Source organism: Calothrix sp. NIES-2100 (assembly GCF_963875285.1).
Taxonomy (GTDB): domain Bacteria; phylum Cyanobacteriota; class Cyanobacteriia; order Cyanobacteriales; family Nostocaceae; genus Aulosira.
Genome location: NZ_CAWNLA010000001.1, coordinates 1,349,723 through 1,369,737 on the forward strand (window position 1 = coordinate 1,349,723; position 20,015 = coordinate 1,369,737).

Consider the following 20,015-nt stretch of genomic DNA (forward strand, 5'->3'; position numbering starts at 1 on the left):
GTTTCATGTCTTAATTTTGTGTAATTAATGAAACTGATGGAGGCTAGTATTAATGATTGGCAAGAAATTTAGTTGTGAATTCACAGAACTTTAGCTTTTTAAAGGTAAGCAGATAGTGAAAGTTGCGCCTTGATTGGGCGTGCTAGTAGCTGTAATGCTACCTTGATGAGCTTCAATAATCCGCTTGGCGATCGCTAATCCTAAACCATTACCACTACTTTGGCGTGAGGGGTCTGTTGTATAAAATTGTTCAAAAATTCGGGGTAAATCACCTGACTTGATGCCTTTTCCCTGATCTTGAATTTGAATAATCGCTAGTTTTCCTTTGCTGTATCCAGAAATCAAGACTTGGGAGTTGGCGGGTGAGTGTTTGATAGCATTATCCAATAAGTTGAGAATCGCCTGTAGTAGCCGTTCTGGATCGCCTTGTATCATTAGCTGCTCTACGTTTACTTGTAGAGAAATTCTCACGGTTTGCATTCGCGGTTCCATTGCATTCACAGCACGGTTAATCAACCCCTGTAATGAGATGGTTTGTTGTTCGAGTTGGGTAACTCCTGCTTCTAAACGTCCTAAATCTAGGAGATCGTGAATTAATCGTGACAAACGTTTGATTTCGCTGTCGATAGTTTGAAAAAAGCGATCGCGTAATTCTGGTTCTTCATATGCTCCGCTTTTAAGTGCGTCTACTGTTACCTGAACGTTACTGATCGGAGTCCGCAGTTCGTGGGAGACGTTGGCTAAAAACACCCGACGTTCTTGATCTAGGGAAGCTAAGCGCTCACTCATCCGGTTGAGTTCTGCTGCTAATTGATCTAACTCATTGTTTTCCTGGATCGTTAGCTTATCACCAAAATGACCGCTACCCAAGCGAATGGCAAAGTTCTGCATAATCTCAATTGGTTTTGAGAGACTGCGAGCCAAGCGACTGCTAATGAATGCACATAGTATAATTGTGAGTGCTAGGGTGCCTAAAACACTCCAAAACACTTTTGCAAACTGCTGCTGAAACTGCTCTAGAGTAATAGACATTCGCAATACACCCAAAAATTCACCGTTGCGTTCAATGGGTCTAGCGATGTAGAGGCGATCATCGTTGGATAAAACTCCTTTGGCAATTCCTTTTTGGATATGATTTTGTAGAGCTGCGCCCATTCCCGCAACCTCATACCAGTCTTTCACCTGAGCGTCTAACTTTGGGTTAGAAGTGGCTATCAAGCTACCTTGTTGACTAAAAACACGCAGCGTCACATTTTGCGGTGCGCCATACCTTTGCACTAGCAACTTTACCCGGGGAATATCTTTTTCTGCTAGTGCATCTGCAACACTTTCACTCAACGCACTCGTCCAGTTATCGAGATCTACTTGTCGCATTCGCATGAAATATTCAGAGAATGACCACAAAATGTAACCTGCTAACAGCGACGTTCCAAAAGCTGTCAGCATCAGGTATGTGCATAACAGCTTGGCATGAATTGTGTTTAATTTAATTCGCCTTAAGTAGCCTCTCATGTAGGCTTGTCCTCTGAACGACGACGCAACACGGCTTTGATGCGTGCTAACAATTCGCGGGTATTGAAAGGCTTTGTAACATAATCGTCTGCGCCTGCTTCTAAACCCCAAACTTTATCGACATCCTGATCTTTAGCTGTGAGCATGACAATGGGGACATTAGAAAAGGCGCGAATTCGCCAACAAACTTCCATACCATCAACTTCCGGTAACATCAGATCCAGCAAAATAATATCTGGTACTTGCTTGTGGAACTGTTTGATTGCATTATGCCCATCAACAGCTGTACTCACGGTGTAGCCTTCTTTTTGAAGTGTATATGTAAGACTGTCGCGCAGAGCAGCTTCATCATCCACGAGTAAGACGTGTGGCATTTGAGATTTTCAATTATAGACAACTTTGAGTATTTATAATTTGTATAATTATCTGTCTTAAGACATCTTTCTTAAGTAGGAAATTTAACTTCACAGGCAACGTTTAACTCTTAACTCTTAACAGGGAAACCCACGCGCTCGAGCGTGGGGTTGTGACAATGACGCTGTTTTTCCTCGCGCAAAGCGTCTCGAAAAACATCTTTTTTAAAACTGGGATTTAGACCCAAAACTAAAATTTTTGATCACTGTACCCCGTTCCCTGTACCCTGCTCCTTGTTAACATTTTTATCGTCATCACCCAATATTTTCAATAATCTTCTAGCAACTAAAACACCGACAACGCCAGCACCAACTAATTCCACTGCTTGCACAACTTTTTTGCCGACATCTTGAGAGTCGAGGTGATGGTGAAAAATTTCTTCATCTACCCATTCAGTTGTGGCTTTAAAGTCATGAATTGGTGTTGGTAGTAGGGTTAAATAAGTTCCTTGACGAATTAAATGGGCTGGTTCGCCTGCTACTTCAAAAACATTGAATAAGTTAGCAGCAGCATCATTTAATCCTAACTTCAAGAGAGTTCCCCGGATGTTAATTTTAGCTGGTTCTAGTTCTTCTTTGAGTGCGATCGCTCTTAAATTCCTAGCAATATTCGCTCCTTGTTGATAAGCAACTTGGGCTGTTGGTGGTAAGGATTTATTCTCAACGGCTGCACAATCACCACCTACAAAAACTTCTGGAAAGTCGAGTAGTTGCATCGTGGAATTGACTAAAAGACGATCGTGATGATCTCGATGTTCTTGGGTAATTGGTAAATCTTGAATCAGAGGATTGATAGAAGTGCCAGCTGTCCAGATTGTGGTGTATGTTGGTAAGGTTTTAACTTGATTGTTACTTTGATATTCAACTGCATTGGGATGAACAGCAGTGGCTGCTGCTCCCGTCAAGATTTCAATTGGTGCAGTGCGTTTTTGTAATTCTGTTTCCGCAATTTGGCGTAGTGGATCGTTAATATCGCCATCAAGGATTTCTTGGCCGTGATTAAGTAGAATCACCCGGATTTCGCTCGAATTTCCTCCTAAAGCGCTATACCAAAGTGGCAGAAAATCTGCTAATGTAGCTGCCATTTCTATCCCAGAAGCGCCACCACCAACCACGACTACTGTTAAAAGCTTTTGGCGTTGTTCTGGATCATCAGTTTGCAAAGCTCTTTGTAGACAGTCGCGTAAATGCTTGTCAAGAGCGATCGCATCTGCTTGTGTCCAGAAAGGAAAGGCATTGTCTTGAGCGCCTTCAACACGATGATACCCAGTAACACTCCCCAAAGCTAATACTAAGTTACTGTATTTGTATTCATCTCCCGAAACTAATTTGACTTCCCGTTGATGCAGATCTATCGATTGCACCGTATCTTGAACAAAGATGACACCACTACCCTGAAGTAATTCCGCAAAACGCGGTACTACTTGAAAGGTATCCATCTCGCCATCGAAATATTCATAAAGTAACGGTTTAAAGCAAAATCTCTCATTTTTATCAATCAAAATTACAGAGCGAGGATAGCGATTGTGAGCTAGGTGTAATGCTGTAAATAGTCCGGTAAAACCACCACCGACAATCACAGTTTGATAAATTGGGCTGTTCATAAAATATTTCCTAACTACAAAATAGGGAAAGAAGGATTCTTATCCCTTGGGTGTGGGATTGTCTTGTGAAGAACTTATCTAAATCAGTAAAACAAACGCAATAAAAACAATGCTCAGAGCAAACGCAAACATAATAGCGTATTCAACTCTCCGGCTAAAAAATCCCACAGCAGCAACAAGAATAATCGCTAGTACGCTAATAGCAACGTACTGCTCTTTTTGTAAACCACGAGCAATTAGAGGGTCTTTTCCTGGTGCGGGAGTTTCTTCAATTGCTTTTGGTGATAACTCCGAAGCTGGTATTTCTTGGAGATATAAATTCATAATCAATGCTCCTGAAAGCCTAATAAAAATGTGTTTACGCTTGCCAAATATAGAGAAGTGAGAAGAGAAAAACCCAAATTAAGTCTACAAAATGCCAAAATAAAGTAGTTGCACTCACACCAAAGTGACTGTTGTTGTAATTCCCCCGAATGAAGGAACGAACAAGCATAATTATCTGGAGAATGACACCAGTTAGAACGTGCAGTCCGTGAAAACCTGTTAATAAATAGAATGTGGAACCTACTAGTCCCGTGCTTAAGCCAAAATCAAGTTGACTCCACTCGATTCCTTGACTAATTAAAAAATAACTTCCCATGCAAATCGTCATCAGCCAGAGCCAACGAAATTTAACTAACCGTCCACGCTTGAGAGCATTTTCGGCTGGTTGAATGACAAAGCTACTGGAGAGTAAAACCACCGTGTTAATAATTGCAAAAGTAGACAATTCCGGCCCCGAAACACCAGATGGTAGCCAAGTTTTTGAGTGTGTCAATCGCAGCGCAATGTATGTGAGGATAAAACTCAAAAAAACTATGCTTTCCGACAACAAAAACACGGTAAAACCAAACATACCCTTGCCATGATGGTCTTCAGCACGTCCCCCACGAATTGGTAAAAAACGCTTGAGCCAATTTGGTAGGTATCGCCGCCATCGTTCTAAAGGGATAAAACTTTCATCTACATGAATTACGCCACGGTTCATGATTTTTGTCATTTGTCATTTGTCATTTGTCATTTGTCATTTGTTAAGAGTCAATAGTCAGTTGTCAGTTGTCAGTTGTCCTCCTTGTCTTCCTTGTCTTCCTTGTCCCCTCTGTCCCCCTGCTTCCTCTACCAGCTATTCTTAATGTTCTGAGTGATGATGGTAGTCGGGAGGTTCGATGACTGAGTATTTGGGATCGCCATAATCGTAGGGAGGCCTTCTTACTACTGGAATCTCGTCAAAGTTATCTCGCGGTGGTGGTGAGGTTGTTGTCCATTCCAGTCCAGTAGCAAGCCAGGGATTGTTAGTTGCTCTGGGCCCGTATAGCCAGGAACCTACCATATTGGCAATAAAAGGCAGTATGGATACTCCTAACAAAAATCCCCCTAAACTAGCGATGACATTCCATCCTTGATAATGTGGTTCGTAGGAGGAAATTCGGCGTACCATTCCCTGTAAACCTAGCGGAAGCATGGGGAAGAATGTCAGGTTAGCACCGATAAAGGTTAACCAGAAATGCAATTTGCCCCAGCCTTCTGCATACATCCGTCCGGTAATCTTTGGAAACCAAAAGTAAATGGCAGCAAAGATTGCCATTGTAATGGTGTTAAAGACTATGTAGTGGAAGTGTCCCACTATAAAGTAGGTATTATGAACGTGAAGATCAAATGGTACTGCTGCCAGCATCACACCAGTAACACCACCGAGCAGAAACATAGCCGCACCTCCCATAGCAAACAGCATGGGTGTCTCTAGGTGCAGCTTACTCTTCCATATTGTCGCAGTCCAACCAAATGCTTTAACACCAGTGGGTACGGCAACCAACATTGATGTCACCATAAATAACATCCGCATCCAGCCTGGGGTAGCACTGGTAAACATATGATGCACCCACACGAAGATGCTAACTACAGCGATGCCCAAAGAGGCAACAGCTAATGACCGATAGCCAAACAGGGGATTGCGAGAAAAGGCTGGCAGAACCTCCGCAAAAATACCGAAGGCTGGTAGCGCCATGATGTAAACTGCGGGGTGGGAGTAGAACCAAAATAGATGCTGATAGATAATTGGGTCGCCATTCTCTAAGGGTTTGAAGAATGGTGTGCCAAAACTGAGGTCAAATAACAGTAGTATCAATGCACCTGTGAGGGCAGGCAAATTCACCAGCTGCAACAACTGGGCGCTGAGTGCTGACCAAACAAACACAGGCATCCGGAAGAAGGTCATTCCTGGGGCACGCATCCAAAAGATGGTAGTTACAAAGTTAACAGCCCCCATAATTGAAGAGATGCCAATCAGGACTATACTTACAATCCAAATAAATTCACCGTTGATTGGCTGACCAGGCGGAACTTGCAGACTAATTGGGGGATAAGACCACCAACCGGACTGGGCTGTACCATTGGGTAGTAAGAAGCTAGATAGTAATAAAATACCGCTTGGTGGCAAAATCCAAAAAGAGATGGCGTTGAGTAGGGGAAATGCCATATCCCGCGCGCCAATCATCAGTGGTACTAAGTAGTTAGAGATACCTGCATTAAATGGGATAATCCATAAAAAAATCATGATTGTCCCGTGTAAGGTAAACAAGCCGTTGTAAAGGGGGCGATCGACTACATTTGATTCTGGGGTAATCAGTTCGGCACGGATCAGCATCGCTAATAGTCCGCCAACCAAGAAAAAAATGAAAGTCATCACCATGTACTGAACGCCGATCACCTTATGGTCGGTGCTGAAGCTGAAGTATTCTCGCCAGTTAGTGGGAGACTCGTTTTCTGGCTGTCTATCCTCGCTGAAATTTTCACTAGAATCAAGTGTCATTCATTACTTTCCTTTCATTGGCTATCGCACTCGTATCTGGTGCGACAGTGTACCAGTTGCTTTTAAACAATGTTTTTGGCGGTTGGCTATATTCAGCGATCGCCTGATTTTTGATGTCCGTTGGTTCTTTTTGAGCTTGACTCAGCCACTGGTTATATTGCTCCAGAGATTCAACTTGCACATTGGTATCCATCAAAGCAAAGTAAGTACCGCTGAATAATGCATCTTTTAGTGTGTATTGACCAATACGAGTAGGTGTAACTACAAGGTCAATGTTCCGTCCCGGGACAACATATTGCTGTAAGCGGAACTCAGGGACGTAAAAACTGTGGAGTACATCCTGAGCGTGCATATTGAGACGAGTCCGAAGATTGACAGGTAAGTGTAATTCTTTACTAATAACATTGTCGGGATAGCGGAAAGACCAATCCCACTGCTTGACAAAAACCTCAATAGTTTCAGCCGCTGGTTTTGGTTTGTCATCACTGGCTGCGGCATAGGCTGGTTCCGCTTCTAGAGGTGTATGCAAATGTACAATTTGCCCCAAACCCAAAACATCTAATTGCTGATAAATATTCAAGCCTTGGAAAGCAATCCACAACACTAACAGAGTTGGAGCCGCCGTCCATAAAATTTCTAGCCTGATATCCCCTCTAGATGGATGTCCCTCGCTGTAGTCATTTTTAGGCGCTCGAAAAAAAATTACCGAGTACACCATCATGCCTACAAGCCCAAGAATAATGAATGCGCCAATTGAGGTTAAAAAGCTAAACAAGCTATCTACCTTTTGCGCTTCTTCTGTAGCCTCAGCAGGCATCCAAGTATACGCCAACTGCCCAATCCCATGACTGACAACGAGCAGCACTACTATACAACCAGCTATTACTAAATATTCAAAAAATCTCCACATAAACTTAGAGTGCTTCTCGTTTAATTATCTAGGCAACAAATTAAGTTTTGTGCCTTCTTGGATTAACTTAGCTGCTGTAACGTGAATGCCAAACTCCTCTCCTAAATGCGCTCCTAAAGTTCCGTGAACATAGAAAATACCTAAGATGGCAATACCTGCTAATAAGTAACTCCACTGCACTTGTCTAGAGGTATTTTTGCGCCATTTGTAGCGTTGAAAACCTCTCCATACGGTCATAGCCACAATGACACCCAACAATAAAACACCACCCAAACCATGCAAAAGCATTGTCAAACCAGGACTTAATCCCCAAGCACTCTTTTTATCAACTATTGGATTTGCCAGCAGTAGCTCAAAAAAACCAAAGGCGACAGTAATAAAGGTTACAATAGATGCTGCTAATAGGTTGTACCAACCAACATCAAAGAAGCCAGAACGGATGGCGGTTAGTCCCAAAAATTTAAAAATTGGTTTTTCGAGGGGAAAAATAGCGCCTGCTATGTCAAAAATGATGGCGATGATGAACAAACCCAAGGTTAGATGTACTAACTGTGGGTGCAGAGGAATTTCGTAGGGTAATCCGTTAGCGCCTAACCTCAATCCTATAGAGTCCAGGAGTTGGGGGTTCATGGCGAAACTCCCTGCTTCATAGCTTCCACAACAGGTTCAACGTGCAATCCATATACCCAAAATAATTTACTTCCCAGATATACTTGCAAGAACACCAGGCAAATTAAAAAGGTTGCAATACCAAGATAAGCAGGCGGTATTTTTAGCGGGTTGCGATGACGAATTACAAACCGCCAACCTGTAATCGCCGCCACGATCGCTCCCAGCGACCAACCCATAATTGTGTGAAAATTGAGTGTGGGCTGGACTGCTGGATACACTTGTGCTAGGCCTGCTTCAAACTGCCCAAAAATTATCGCGGCAAAAATTGCGATCGCTGCCACCAACATATTCCAAAAACTCACCTCAAACAAACGTGCATTGCGGCTGAAATAACCCACCACATCGCAAACGAATGAGAAAAACACCATTGCAATTACGAAATGGACAATAATTGGGTGTAAGGGGTCGGGATATGGGAGATTTTGGCTATTGAGAGGCAGAGCAGGCATCACTTTCTCCTTATATTAACCAGATAATAACCAGACGCAGTTATAGAGGTTAATTTGGCTTTTACCCTCTTTCATCTTGGGATTTTATTTAATTTTTCTGCTGAAAATTACTCTCCAAAAAAACCATTCTAAGTAACTATTGCCTGAGAAATACAGCAAAAAAACTATCTTCAGGATGATTTATTAGCCATTTAGATTATTTATTTTTGTTACTTATATCAAGAAAAACATATTTATTTTTAATGAAAAGTAATAAAAATACAATCTCATAAAATTTATTTTTTGGTTAAGAAACAACTGCTGACTTCATCTTTTAAAGATTTCATCCAAAAATGAAAATTAGATGAAATATTTCTAGACCTTAGGATAGAAGTGTTGATTCATCCAATGGTTGGAGGCGATCGCTACTACAAACTTATACAGTGATACCAGAATCAGTCCAATTGTTTGTAAAACTTTAGATATATCCATGTTATTTTTATCACCAATATACAATTAAAATAAAAGTCAATTTGATTAGCAATCTATATCAATAACCAAGGTTGTTAAATCAATTAACCAAGCTTTAAATGCATAAATAATTAACAATAATAAAAAGTATTATAAAGCTTAAACTTTCGGCATTAGCGACACTAGAGCTATTCATTTTAAGGAAACATTATGAGCTATTCTCCTTACCTGCTTAAAGGTCAAAAAGCACTGGTGACAGGCGCTAGTTCTGGCATAGGTGAAGCTGTGGCTCGGTATTTAGCTTTATCAGGTGCAGCAGTAGCGATTAACTACCATTCTGAAGCTGAAGAAGCTCAAAAAATTGTTGATGAGATTAAAGCTAATAATGGTGAAGCTTTTGCTATTAAAGCTAATGTTAGTCAAGAAGACGAAGTAAAGGCGATGTTTAGCCAGACGCTGGATCAATTCGGTACTATTGATATTCTTGTCAGCAATGCGGGTGTTCAAAAAGACTCGCCGTTTGTAGATATGAGCCTTGAGCAATGGAATAAAGTTATCGAGGTGAATCTTACAGGACAATTCTTGTGTGTGCGAGAAGCAGCAAAGGAGTTTTTACGCCGAGGTGTACAGCCTCATATTTCATCTGCCGCAGGTAAGATTATTTGCATCAGTTCAGTACATGAGATTATTCCTTGGTCTGGTCATGTGAATTACGCTGCTAGTAAGGGCGGTATTAATATGATGATGCGGAGTATTGCCCAAGAACTTGCTCCTCATAAAATTCGTGTTAATAGTATTGCCCCTGGTGCGATTAAAACTCCCATCAATAAATCAGCTTGGGACACTCCACAAGCAGAGGCGAAGTTATTAGAATTAATTCCCGCAAAACGAGTGGGTGAAGTGGAAGACATCGCCAAAGCAGCAGTGTGGCTAGCTTCTGATGACTCTGATTATGTCAACGGTACAACCCTGTTTGTAGATGGTGGCATGAGCTTATATCCAGGTTTTGCAGATAATGGCTAGAAAAAGACTGCCTTCTGCCTTCTATTATTTACGCTTATGGCATCAGATTCTTCTAAAAAAACAATTTTTGCGGCGATGGCTGCTAATTTAGCGATCGCTATTAGTAAATTTATTGCCGCCGCTATTACTGGCAGTTCGGCGATGATATCTGAAGGGATTCATTCAGTTGTAGATACTGGCGATCAATTGTTGCTACTTTTAGGCATTCGCATGAGTCAAAAGCCAGCAGACGATCGTCACCCGTTTGGTTATGGACAAGAACTTTACTTCTGGACTTTAATTGTTGCTATTCTCATCTTTGCCATTGGTGGCGGAATGTCAATTTATGAAGGTATCACTCATTTAATTCACCCCAGTCCTTTAGAAGACCCAATGTGGAATTATATTGTGTTGGGTATAGCGATATTATGCGAGGGTTATTCTTGGACTGTAGCTTTAAAAGAGTTTTTGCCCACCAAGGGCAAACAAAATTTTTGGCAAGCCATTAAAGATAGTAAAGACCCGATAGTATTTACTGTCTTGTTTGAGGACTCTGCTGCCATTTTAGGTTTATTCGTGGCTTTAATAGGAATCTTTTTAGGACATTTATTTAATAATGTTTATTTTGATGGTATTGCCTCAATTATTATTGGCATAATCTTGGCGATAGTAGCCGTACTACTAGCAAGAGAAAGTAAAGGGTTATTAGTTGGTGAAAGTGCTAGTTCTGAAACTATAGCAGATATTCGTTCTGTATCTAAAACAGAACCAGGAGTACAAGAAGTTATCCGCGTGCTAACGATGCAGCTTGCTCCACAGGAAGTATTGCTAAATTTAGAAATTCGATTTACTAAAAATCTTACAGGTGAAGAAATAGCATTAACTGTTGAAAGATTAGAAGCAAAACTTAGTCTGAAGCATCCAGAAATTAAACAAATTTTTATTGAAGCGAAATCCTTAGCTGCTACCCGTAAATCTTCGGAAATTTCTCAAAAAATTAATGTAAATAGAGAAAATTAATCAACACATAATTTCTCTGTTTCCTGTTCCCTCCCTCAACAATTACTTATGGTAAAAATTATTGGTCAAGCACAGGCTTTCGGTTCACCTGGTATTACTCCCCGGTGGACTCAAGCAAATAAAGATGGAGTCGGAACAGCTTATTCTACCTCCAGTCGCGTTTGGTTTACTGTCTGGAATGGTGTTGTCACAGAAGTCTACCATCCCACAGTCGATAAACCCCAAATTCGGGATTTGCAATACCTAATTTCTGATGGGAAAAGCTTTTTTCACGAAGAGAAACGCCATCTAGAATCAAAAATGGAACCGATGTGGACTCATGGTTTAGGATACCGCGTCATTAATTCCGATCCCCAAGGGCTTTATACAGTGATCAAAGAAGTGATTACTGACCCACATTTATCCTGTATTTTACAACACACAAAATTAACAGGAGAGAGTGAGTTTATCTCCCAACTCCAGTTATACGCCTTGTGTGCGCCGCATCTAGAAGTGGGGGGTAGTGGTAATAATGGTTACGCGATAGAAGTTGCGGGACATCGAATTCTCACGGCTGAAAAACAAGGAAGATGGTTGGCGCTGGGTGCAACGGTTCCCTTTAAGCGTCTTTCTTGTGGTTACGTGGGTAAAAGTGACGGCTGGACAGATTTGGCTGACAATTTCCAGATGGATTGGGAGTTTGACTCGGCTTTAGATGGTAACCTGGCTTTAACTGGAGAACTCAATTTAGATGGTAGTAAGGAGTTTACTTTAGGACTGGCATTTGGTAGCAATCTGCATAATGCGATTTCTACACTATTTCAGTCGCTGAATCTGCCTTTTGAAGAACAGAAGCAATTATACAACGAACAGTGGATGCGATCGCGCAACGGCATCAAATCATTAGAAAATGTTTCCTACGATCGAGGCAAGTTGTACCACAACAGTATTAGCCTACTGTTAGCACATGAGGATAAAAGTTATCCCGGTGCGTTGATTGCTTCTCTGGCGATTCCTTGGGGTGAAGCTAAGGATGACGAAGAACAAGGAGGATATCACCTTGTCTGGACAAGGGATATGGTTAGCAGTGTAGCAGGTTTAGTGGCGGCTGGGGAAACTGATACAGCAGTGCGATCGCTGATTTATCTTGCTACCAGTCAGCAGGAAGACGGAGGATTTGCCCAAAATTTCTGGGTTGATGGTGAACCCTACTGGAAAGGTATCCAACTCGATGAAGTAGCATTTCCTATTCTTCTCGCATGGCTTTTACACGAAGAAAATGTACCCCTAAACTTTGATATTTATCCGATGATTTTGCGGGCTGCGGGTTATTTAATTCGTCATGGCCCCGCTACCCAACAAGAACGATGGGAAGAAAACTCTGGTTATTCACCATCAACATTAGCATCTAATATTGCTGCTTTAATCTGTGCTGCGCAATTTGTCCGTGAACGTGGAGATGAAGCAACAGCAAAGTTTATAGAAGAGTACGCTGATTTTTTAGAATGTCACATTGAAGACTGGACAGTAACTACTGAAGGCACTTTAGTTCCTGGCATTAAACGGCATTATATTCGCATTACTCCTTCAGATATTAATAATCCTCAACCCAACGAAAATCCTAACAAAGGAACTGTTTTGATTACCAGTCAACCGCCTGGGGAACCATCAGAATTTCCTGCTAAGGAAATAGTTGATGGGGGATTTTTGCAATTAGTACGTTACGGAATTCGTAAACCAAACGATCCGATTATCGTTGATTCTGTCAAAGTAATTGATGCAGTTTTGAAAGTAGACACACTCGTTGGGCCTTGTTGGCATCGTTACAATCATGATGGCTATGGACAGCAAGAAGATGGAAGTCCTTATACGAATTGTGGTAAAGGACGTGCTTGGCCTTTGTTAACAGGAGAACGGGGACATTATGAACTAGCTGCGGGTGGTGATGTTAAAACATATATCAAAGCGATGGAAGGATTTGCTTCAGACACTTGTTTGCTACCAGAACAGGTTTGGGATGAAGCAGATAAACCGGATTTACATATATATTTGGGCAAACCAACAGGTTCTGCGATGCCTTTAATGTGGGCACACGCAGAGTATATTAAACTGCTCCGGTCAACTCATGATGGTCAGGTATTTGATTTTATTCCAGAGGTAGCTAATCGCTATTTAGGCGCAAGAAAACAATGTAAATCACTAGAAATTTGGAAATTTAACCGTCAAGTAGACAAAGTTAAAAGAGGTCATACACTGCGAATTAACGCTTTAGCATCTTTTCAGTTACACTGGTCAGATGATAATTGGCAAACCGTCAAAGATACGCCTTCTAATTCCACAAACTTAGGAGTAAATTTTGTTGATATATCTATTTTTGATAACCAGCAACAGCCAATCAACTTTACCTTTTTCTGGCTTGAAAGTAACAAATGGGAAGAGCGAAATTACACAGTTGCAATTGCATAGCATTAAATAATTAGCTTTCATCTTATCAAAGATGATGATAAATTAGTCTGATACCAGTTGTCTAATAAGGCAACAAATTTTATGAAATTATTTCGGCAAGTTTTCAGAGGTTTAATTATTGATAGTGGCGGTAGATTCCTAATTTTCACCGTACTGATAACTGGCTGTGCGAATTCCACTTCAGCCACGAAACAGGAACAACCAAAGCCAGCGATTACAAACAATTCTAGCCCTAAAACTAACTCTGCATCTAATCCTCCACGTTGCCAAACTGAACAATTATCAGTCAGTAAAGTGTCTGCAAATGCAGGCGCGGGAAATGTCGCCATTATATATGCTTTCACAAATAAAGGATCATCGCCCTGTAACCTCTACGGTTATCCAGGATTTGCGTTGTTAGATTCCAAAGATCAGCCTCTAAAAGAGGTGAAAGTGATTCGTACGCCAAGACAGCAGTCTCCACAACAAGTGACTCTACCTCCAAATGGGCAAGCCTCTTTCGATATTGCTTACAACCAAGTCCGAGATGTTGGTCAATCCTGCCCAACGTCTGTGAAGATTGAAATCACGCCGCCAAACGCCTACAACCACTTCACCCTGCCGGAAACAATAAATGCTTGTACAGGCAAAGTCAGAGTTAGACCAGTACAATCAGGCATTATCCAATAATTGCGATCGCCTGCAATCGAGATCAGCCTCAACAGCATGAATTAGGTGTCTCAATAGTCGGTTGTACTGCCGTACCTAAAGTCTAAGTTTTCGGATAGGCGATGCGTTGGTGATGAAACTGTTGCCAAACCTGGACAAAAATATGCGCAATTTGAGACATTTCTTGCCGTGTTAATCCGGAATCGATTAATTGATTATCCTGCCAACGTGCTTTAAGGATTTTATTTACCATTGCCAATGCGGCTTCGGGGGTTGCATCTTTTAGCGATCGCAACGCTGCCTCACAAGCATCAGCCAGCATGGCAATTCCTGTTTCTTTGGACTGGGGAATCGGGCCGTCATAGCGAAAATCTGATTCCTGCAACACTTGCTCAGGATTATGTTTCTGTTGCTGCTTCGCTTCTTGGTAGAAATACGCAATTAAGATAGTTCCTTGGTGTTCGGGAATAAATGCCCGAATGGCGCTAGGTAGCTTATAATGACGAGCCATCACCAACCCTTCACTGACATGCTTTTTGATAATTTCGGCACTTTTCCAAGGGTCATTAATAGCATCGTGTTTATTCAGTCCTCCCATTTGATTTTCAATAAATCCTAGAGGGTCATGCATTTTACCAATGTCATGATACAGAATCCCCGCCCGTACCAGTTCCACATGACAATTTAAGGCGCGCGCCGCTGCTTCTGCCAGGGTCGCCACAAACAGTGTATGCTGGAAAGTTCCAGGCGCTTCATGAGCTAGGCGTTTTAATAAAGGTCGGTTGGGATTGGACAATTCAGCCAGCCGAATTGGAGTTGCTAAATCAAATACAGCTTCTAAATAGGGACTTAACCCTAGTGCTAAGATGCTCCAAAGTAACCCTGCCAAACTGTTGAAGGCTGCTCTACCGAGGACAGTATACCAAAGGGGAGCGATCGCCGTATTTACTAACAAATAAACAACTCCCTGCGTCAACCCAATTAAGATCCCCAAAGTAGCTAATTCCTCTCGCGTTCGCAGTCCTTCTCTACCGGGAAATCGCCATTGTCCCGCCATCAATCCGCCCAAAATTCCGCCAGCTGCGCTAGGTATTAAATCATGCCAGCTAAGTTCCGTGCCGAGCGAGAGCAATATTGTCAGCAACCCCATCACAGTACCTCCAATTGCAGTACCGTAGAAGCTACCAATCAGCAAACCAATCGCAGGTAAGCCTGTAAATGATTTGGTCAACAATGTGAGCAACGGCGCACTGAGGATCAGCAGCAGAATCAAGATATAATCGCTACGTCGTAATTTGGCGTTAAACCGTCTTTCTACTAGTCGGAAAACAGCCACTGCCAATCCTACTATTGCCGTAAATCGCGTCAGACGCAGCCAATCGATGCCGCGTTGGCTCAACTGAAAGTAATCTAATAGTACAAAATCAGCCTGCGTAATTTTTTCTCCAGCCTTAACTATCGCTTCTTCTTTTTGAATGCTGACTATCGTCGGTGGTACTGCTTGCGCTGCTTTTTCTGCAATTAGCTTGGTTTGCTCGATGTCTTTAATTAAATTCGCCTCGATTACTGCTGAAAGTAATCGCCTTGCTAAAGGTTGTGCTGTTTTGGGAACAGAAACACTCACTTGCATCTCGATTGCAGAGTTCAAGTTATTCGGGGATAACCCAGGATAGATACCCTGTGCTAACATTCGCTCTAAAGTTTGACGCACCTTCTCTTGAGTTTTCTGCCAATCTGCATCAGACAGGTTTAGGAAGGTGACATCGTAAAGGGTTTGGGGTGAAGCACTCTCATTTTCGCTCAGGGTATTTAGGGTGATATTGTAGCGCTGACGAGAAGAGGCGATCGCTTTTAATAGTTGCGATAAAGCCTGGAAAGAGTTAGACTCTCGGTAAGTTCGCAGTTCCTTAACGGCTAGCTGTTGAGCAGAATTTAAGCCAGTCAAATTGCTATTTTTCTCCAAGGTTCGCAATAATGTCTGCCATTGGGGTTCTGGTGCTTGTCGCAGATAAGTTTGTGTGGAAGTGGACAATACTGAAGTCTTGACAAAGGGGAAATTGCCCAAACTTTCGCGGATTTGAGCGCCTTTTGCCAATAATTGCTGGAGATTTTGGTGAATTTGCTCATTTACTTGTTGATCGACAACCCATACCGCTAAAGCACCGCTCCGAGCTTCCCTGCGTCTTTCCTCTGTTGTTTTGACATCTTCAACATCGGCTTTTCTAGGTGCGATCAGGGTTTGGGGAGCTATCTTACCCACATCCAGTTGTGGTTGGTTATAAAAACGGTAGCCTAGTCCGCTGGAGAGAGATAATACAACCAACACAAACATCCCAGTAGAATAAAGATAGTTTTTCAGATGCATAGATGCGTACTGGGAAGCAGAACTCGCACTGTAGCGACGATTCCAGAGACATCGCCTACTCTTAAGTGCAGTTTGCCTGTAAGGCTTACGAAATAAACTCACACATAACTCCCAAAAAATCTACCAGAAAGAGTGCTTTTCACGTCTACTTGGGCGATATCGATATTACTGACAAATCTATTTTATCTACAATTTTGATAACTGTTAGATGAGGTTTACTAGCTTCTTTTTCTGTAGCGTCGAGCCACATCAATTTTATTAATTTTATTGCCCGAAGCTGTGTCAGTTGTCAGCGATGCACGCTCGTTTCGACTCTGCGGTAATCGAGCCTTCGCGTAGCGTCTCGTAGAGAAGTCGAGATTCAACTACCGCTTGTCGAAATATTGTTTTGATGAAAGTTTAATACCCCGTCCCTGCATGAGCGGTTTTCAAACATTTTTGCCACTGACTACTGTACGGGCGGGTTCACAGATATCCGTACGGGCGGGTTTACAGATATCCTCATTCATTAACAATGATCCAAATAAACCCGCCCCTACACATGATTTAAATAAACTCGCCCCTACTGACAAAACTCTATCCCCTAGCGATGCACTGAGAAGCTCACAGAAGTATGGGTAGAGTTTTTCATTTCGATGTTAATCTTGACGAAATTTTGATTTCTAAAAATTTTCCTATGTAATCCTGATTAATAACTATAAAATCTTCACTATCGCTCTAGAGTATCAACCCAAAGAATGAGGCAAGAGATACTGGATATTATTAGTCGGGAAAGTCAGGTGAGCAACTAGCAATGATTATGAAGCTCACAAATCGCAATCAGCCGATTTACCTATTCCTGCTTACTCCAGAAATATCACTAATTTGGACTACCTTGGATTCATTACTACAAATTTAATTTTCCACTAATATTTTCTGAAAAATATCAGCGTTTTTTGGACTGTAATTATTTTTAATTGCTAATTTTCTTCTAATTTTTGATCACCAAAATTCTGGGATTTATGATAAGCTATTAGGTTTTTAAATTGCACAGTCGCTGATGAAGTTCGTTGACCGCTGACGGTTAACTGTCAACCGTCAAAAGTTAACAGCCAACACGAAAAAATGTGCAACTTAAATGCGTGACAGCTTATTTCACCTATTTATTAAGGATAGATAACAATTAGAATTTTTGTTATTATTCATAAGTTAATAAAAAATTAACTAAAGGTTAATTTTTTATTAAAAAACGTATATTTTATAGATGAAAACAACCTTGTAAAATGATGATTCACCTCACAGAATCCTCAAAGATTTAGTTGATAATCAAAGTCGGATTAGTTGAGATAGAAAACATTTTTAAAAAGGTAAACTATGATGTCTAAATTCGATAAAAATCGAGAAATTTTATGTAATTACTCAGGTTTAGAACTATCAGATGCCCAAAATCTGCTAAAAACGCTGCGACAGTTGCGTCAGGTGGTGATGGAGGAGGGAGAACAAACCTTTCAGGAGTGGCGATCGCACATTGAAAGGGCAGCTTTTGTCAGCAGTAGCCTTAACCTTGCCTATTACTTGGCACTGCGGCGACATGATTTGCGCCAAGTGCAAGCGGCTTTAATGCCTTGGGGTTTGTCTTCTCTGGGGCGGATTGAAGGGCGGGTATTGCCTAATTTAAATGCAGTGATATCCACTTTAGGAATAATTTGTCAAGCAGATCCAGATTCTTTCCCTAGTCGTCCATTAATTGAGGAGTTTTTTGAAGGCGATCGCCTGCTAGAACTGCATACAGATGAGTTATTCGGCAGCAGCCGCAACCAACGTCGGGTGAGAATTATGGTAACTTTACCGACGCAAGCAGCTAGCAATTATGAATTAGTGCGGAATTTACTCCAACGGGGATGTGACTGTGTGCGAATTAATTGTGCCCACGATAGCGCTACCGAATGGTCAGCGATGATTGCTAATGTTCGGATAGCAGCAAGAGAAACCGGTTTTCCCTGCAAAGTGCTGATGGATTTAGGTGGCCCCAAACCGCGAATAGGGATGGCGATCGCACCTCAATCTCCACAGCGTATATACCGAGGCGATTGTATCTTGCTGACTAGCAATTTACCTACCACAATCTCCTCAGACTATTTCCAAGCAAATTGTTCCCTCCCCGAAGTCCTAGATCAATTAAAGGTTGGTGCTAATGTTTGGATTGATGATGGTAGTCTTGGTGCGCAGGTTGAGTCATTAACGCCTGATGGTGTATTATTACGCATCACCCATGCTAAATTGAAGGGCAACAAAATTCCCCACCAAAAAGGTCTTAACTTTCCTGACACTGATTTGCTTCTTAGTCCCCTAACAGAAAAAGACTTGCAGGATTTGGATTTTGTGGCAGTTCATGCTGATATGGTGGGCTATTCTTTTGTACAACAGGCTGCGGATATTGAGCTTTTGCAATGGGAATTACAACGTCGTCAGCCGAATCATCCGCCGGCGATTGTGGCGAAGATTGAAACACCCCAAGCTGTGCGCAATCTTCCAGAACTCATTGTCCAGGCAGCAGGCAAACAGCCTTTGGGAATTATGATTGCTAGAGGAGATTTAGCGATTGAAATTGGCTATCAACGTCTAGCAGAAATTCAAGAAGAAATTCTCTGGTTGTGTGAGGCTGCTCATATACCTGTAATTTGGGCTACACAAGTTTTAGAAAATCTCGTAAAAAAGGGCATTCCCTCACGCGCCGAGATCACTGATGCCGCAATGGCAGAGCGGGCTGAATGTGTGATGTTAAATAAGGGACCATTTATCGCAGAGGCAGTCACAATTTTGGATGATGTCTTAAGCAGAATGCAAGCCCATCAACAGAAAAAGACACCTCAACTGCGATCGCTAACCTCGTGGTAATACTTAACATAGAATTAGTATTAGTTTGAACGCAACGCTTAAGAAAACCCGCTGTAGTGTCTGTGAAACAGCGCTTGTTGATTTGCGCAAAGTGTGGTGTTCACTTTCCGCAAAATTCCTATGCAAATCTAGCATTCAGTTGCTCCCCTCGCTAGCATTCGGTAGCCACTACATGATTTTATATACCTTTGGTACTTGGCTTAACCAAGAGGAGCAACGTTTTTAACAAGCTACTTAGTTGTTAAAACTAATATAGAGAACCGCACAAAGCTTGAAGCTGAACTTCTGGTTGTCCAAAGTGTTGTTGACGACAAAGTAAAACTTGAGCCGAGCGGTACTGATAGTAAAACCGATGGCTAAACCAGCCTAAGGGAGCACCAACAACCATACCAATCAATAAACCAGTTATTAAAAGAGGCAATGGATTACGTCTTTTTGGAGAAATATCTTGCCTGGGAGTAGTATTTTGTATCATTTTGAGTTCTTCACCTGTTCACCTATCTTATAAAGAACAAAAAAGAATGTATATTGGCTTCTCTCTGTGTACGTATTTCCTTTGCTCTCATGCTCTGCGTTGGAGCGAATTTCTAGTGCGCTGTCGCTTCCTGAACTGATGACAGAAAGTGGTAGCCCACCAATTTGCATTTCTAAAAACAGACTCTTCACTAGATTTTCAAAGACTTTTAATTTAAGTTGACACCGATAAACGATTAACACGAACAAATATGACAACTGAACAACAAGACATTTTAACAATTGCTAAAAATTATCTTCAGGCTATAGAAGATGGAAAGACGGCA

General features: G+C 41.7%; 17 protein-coding genes (1 of these 17 cut by a window edge). 6 read left to right on the top strand and 11 right to left on the bottom strand.

Translation table 11 applies throughout. The features are described 5' to 3' along the window. Positions 1–90 precede the first annotated feature (90 nt). The 9 genes from AACU32_RS05610 to AACU32_RS05650 form a co-directional block, all read right to left on the bottom strand. A complete protein-coding gene (locus AACU32_RS05610; protein ID WP_096598624.1) occupies positions 91–1,512 on the bottom strand; it encodes a sensor histidine kinase in 1,422 nt (473 codons plus the stop codon). After that, positions 1,509–1,886, bottom strand: coding sequence for a response regulator transcription factor (locus AACU32_RS05615; RefSeq protein ID WP_096598626.1), 378 nt, complete (start codon positions 1,884–1,886; stop codon positions 1,509–1,511). Before AACU32_RS05615 ends, AACU32_RS05610 begins: the two co-directional genes overlap by 4 nt. Before the next feature lie 242 nt (positions 1,887–2,128). Beyond that, on the bottom strand, positions 2,129–3,529 hold the full coding sequence (locus AACU32_RS05620; protein WP_096598628.1) for an NAD(P)/FAD-dependent oxidoreductase: 1,401 nt from the start codon (positions 3,527–3,529) through the stop codon (positions 2,129–2,131). Positions 3,530–3,607: 78 nt separating this feature from the next. Continuing rightward, on the bottom strand, positions 3,608–3,853 hold the full coding sequence (locus AACU32_RS05625; RefSeq protein WP_096598630.1) for a hypothetical protein: 246 nt from the start codon (positions 3,851–3,853) through the stop codon (positions 3,608–3,610). Between the two features lie 34 nt (positions 3,854–3,887). Next, positions 3,888–4,556: a cytochrome c oxidase subunit 3 gene (locus AACU32_RS05630; RefSeq protein WP_096607873.1), complete on the bottom strand. Its 669-nt coding sequence runs from the start codon at positions 4,554–4,556 to the stop codon at positions 3,888–3,890. Positions 4,557–4,697: 141 nt separating this feature from the next. Continuing rightward, positions 4,698–6,377 carry a cytochrome c oxidase subunit I gene (locus AACU32_RS05635; RefSeq protein ID WP_096598632.1) on the bottom strand — a complete coding sequence of 560 codons (1,680 nt, stop codon included), beginning with the start codon at positions 6,375–6,377 and terminating at the stop codon, positions 4,698–4,700. Beyond that, positions 6,367–7,287: a cytochrome c oxidase subunit II gene (locus AACU32_RS05640; protein ID WP_096598634.1), complete on the bottom strand. Its 921-nt coding sequence runs from the start codon at positions 7,285–7,287 to the stop codon at positions 6,367–6,369. The genes AACU32_RS05635 and AACU32_RS05640 overlap by 11 nt, the downstream gene beginning before the upstream one ends. A 24-nt stretch (positions 7,288–7,311) precedes the next feature. Further along, positions 7,312–7,917: a DUF2231 domain-containing protein gene (locus AACU32_RS05645; RefSeq protein WP_096598636.1), complete on the bottom strand. Its 606-nt coding sequence runs from the start codon at positions 7,915–7,917 to the stop codon at positions 7,312–7,314. Then, entirely contained in the window at positions 7,914–8,408 is a 495-nt protein-coding gene (locus tag AACU32_RS05650; RefSeq protein WP_096598638.1) for a DUF2231 domain-containing protein, read from the bottom strand. Before AACU32_RS05650 ends, AACU32_RS05645 begins: the two co-directional genes overlap by 4 nt. Positions 8,409–9,068: 660 nt before the next feature. Here AACU32_RS05650 and AACU32_RS05655 point away from each other — a divergent pair. From AACU32_RS05655 to AACU32_RS05670, 4 genes are all read left to right on the top strand, one after another. Beyond that, positions 9,069–9,881 carry an SDR family oxidoreductase gene (locus AACU32_RS05655; protein ID WP_096598640.1) on the top strand — a complete coding sequence of 271 codons (813 nt, stop codon included), beginning with the start codon at positions 9,069–9,071 and terminating at the stop codon, positions 9,879–9,881. A gap of 36 nt (positions 9,882–9,917) precedes the next feature. Then, on the top strand, positions 9,918–10,880 hold the full coding sequence (locus tag AACU32_RS05660) for a cation diffusion facilitator family transporter (RefSeq protein WP_096598642.1): 963 nt from the start codon (positions 9,918–9,920) through the stop codon (positions 10,878–10,880). A gap of 48 nt (positions 10,881–10,928) precedes the next feature. Continuing rightward, the gene (locus AACU32_RS05665; RefSeq protein ID WP_096598644.1) at positions 10,929–13,325 is read left to right on the top strand and encodes a glycoside hydrolase family 15 protein; all 2,397 of its coding nucleotides are present in this window, start codon (positions 10,929–10,931) and stop codon (positions 13,323–13,325) included. Between the two features lie 81 nt (positions 13,326–13,406). Then, positions 13,407–13,994, top strand: coding sequence for a DUF4232 domain-containing protein (locus AACU32_RS05670; protein ID WP_096598646.1), 588 nt, complete (start codon positions 13,407–13,409; stop codon positions 13,992–13,994). Positions 13,995–14,076: 82 nt separating this feature from the next. Here the strand turns inward: AACU32_RS05670 and AACU32_RS05675 are convergent, their stop codons facing one another. Further along, positions 14,077–16,440, bottom strand: a complete 2,364-nt coding sequence (locus AACU32_RS05675) for an HD family phosphohydrolase (protein WP_339377542.1) — start codon at positions 16,438–16,440, stop codon at positions 14,077–14,079. 1,251 nt (positions 16,441–17,691) lie between these two features. On the opposite strand from AACU32_RS05675, the gene AACU32_RS05680 reads away from it, so the two are divergent. Beyond that, entirely contained in the window at positions 17,692–19,215 is a 1,524-nt protein-coding gene (locus tag AACU32_RS05680) for a pyruvate kinase (protein ID WP_096598650.1), read from the top strand. A gap of 247 nt (positions 19,216–19,462) precedes the next feature. Here the strand turns inward: AACU32_RS05680 and AACU32_RS05685 are convergent, their stop codons facing one another. Beyond that, on the bottom strand, positions 19,463–19,690 hold the full coding sequence (locus tag AACU32_RS05685) for a hypothetical protein (protein WP_096598652.1): 228 nt from the start codon (positions 19,688–19,690) through the stop codon (positions 19,463–19,465). A 250-nt stretch (positions 19,691–19,940) separates the two neighbouring features. Here AACU32_RS05685 and AACU32_RS05690 point away from each other — a divergent pair, with 250 nt between their 5' ends. Continuing rightward, positions 19,941–20,015, top strand: partial view of a nuclear transport factor 2 family protein gene (locus tag AACU32_RS05690; RefSeq protein ID WP_096598656.1) — the 5' portion only. Its footprint extends 333 nt past the window's final position; 75 of the gene's 408 nt are visible here — the first part of the coding sequence; it begins with the start codon at positions 19,941–19,943; its stop codon lies off the right edge, out of view.

Excerpts from the sequence above, each read along its gene's own strand:
- AACU32_RS05630 (WP_096607873.1), bottom strand. The coding sequence starts at position 4,556 with ATGAACCGTGGCGTAATTCATGTAGATGAAAGTTTTATCCCTTTAGAA.
- AACU32_RS05625 (WP_096598630.1), bottom strand. The coding sequence starts at position 3,853 with ATGAATTTATATCTCCAAGAAATACCAGCTTCGGAGTTATCACCAAAA.
- AACU32_RS05680 (WP_096598650.1), top strand. The coding sequence starts at position 17,692 with ATGATGTCTAAATTCGATAAAAATCGAGAAATTTTATGTAATTACTCA.
- AACU32_RS05685 (WP_096598652.1), bottom strand. The coding sequence starts at position 19,690 with ATGATACAAAATACTACTCCCAGGCAAGATATTTCTCCAAAAAGACGT.
- AACU32_RS05615 (WP_096598626.1), bottom strand. The coding sequence starts at position 1,886 with ATGCCACACGTCTTACTCGTGGATGATGAAGCTGCTCTGCGCGACAGT.
- AACU32_RS05610 (WP_096598624.1), bottom strand. The coding sequence starts at position 1,512 with ATGAGAGGCTACTTAAGGCGAATTAAATTAAACACAATTCATGCCAAG.
- AACU32_RS05670 (WP_096598646.1), top strand. The coding sequence starts at position 13,407 with ATGAAATTATTTCGGCAAGTTTTCAGAGGTTTAATTATTGATAGTGGC.
- AACU32_RS05640 (WP_096598634.1), bottom strand. The coding sequence starts at position 7,287 with ATGTGGAGATTTTTTGAATATTTAGTAATAGCTGGTTGTATAGTAGTG.
- AACU32_RS05635 (WP_096598632.1), bottom strand. The coding sequence starts at position 6,377 with ATGACACTTGATTCTAGTGAAAATTTCAGCGAGGATAGACAGCCAGAA.
- AACU32_RS05650 (WP_096598638.1), bottom strand. The coding sequence starts at position 8,408 with ATGCCTGCTCTGCCTCTCAATAGCCAAAATCTCCCATATCCCGACCCC.
- AACU32_RS05620 (WP_096598628.1), bottom strand. The coding sequence starts at position 3,529 with ATGAACAGCCCAATTTATCAAACTGTGATTGTCGGTGGTGGTTTTACC.
- AACU32_RS05665 (WP_096598644.1), top strand. The coding sequence starts at position 10,929 with ATGGTAAAAATTATTGGTCAAGCACAGGCTTTCGGTTCACCTGGTATT.
- AACU32_RS05655 (WP_096598640.1), top strand. The coding sequence starts at position 9,069 with ATGAGCTATTCTCCTTACCTGCTTAAAGGTCAAAAAGCACTGGTGACA.
- AACU32_RS05660 (WP_096598642.1), top strand. The coding sequence starts at position 9,918 with ATGGCATCAGATTCTTCTAAAAAAACAATTTTTGCGGCGATGGCTGCT.
- AACU32_RS05645 (WP_096598636.1), bottom strand. The coding sequence starts at position 7,917 with ATGAACCCCCAACTCCTGGACTCTATAGGATTGAGGTTAGGCGCTAAC.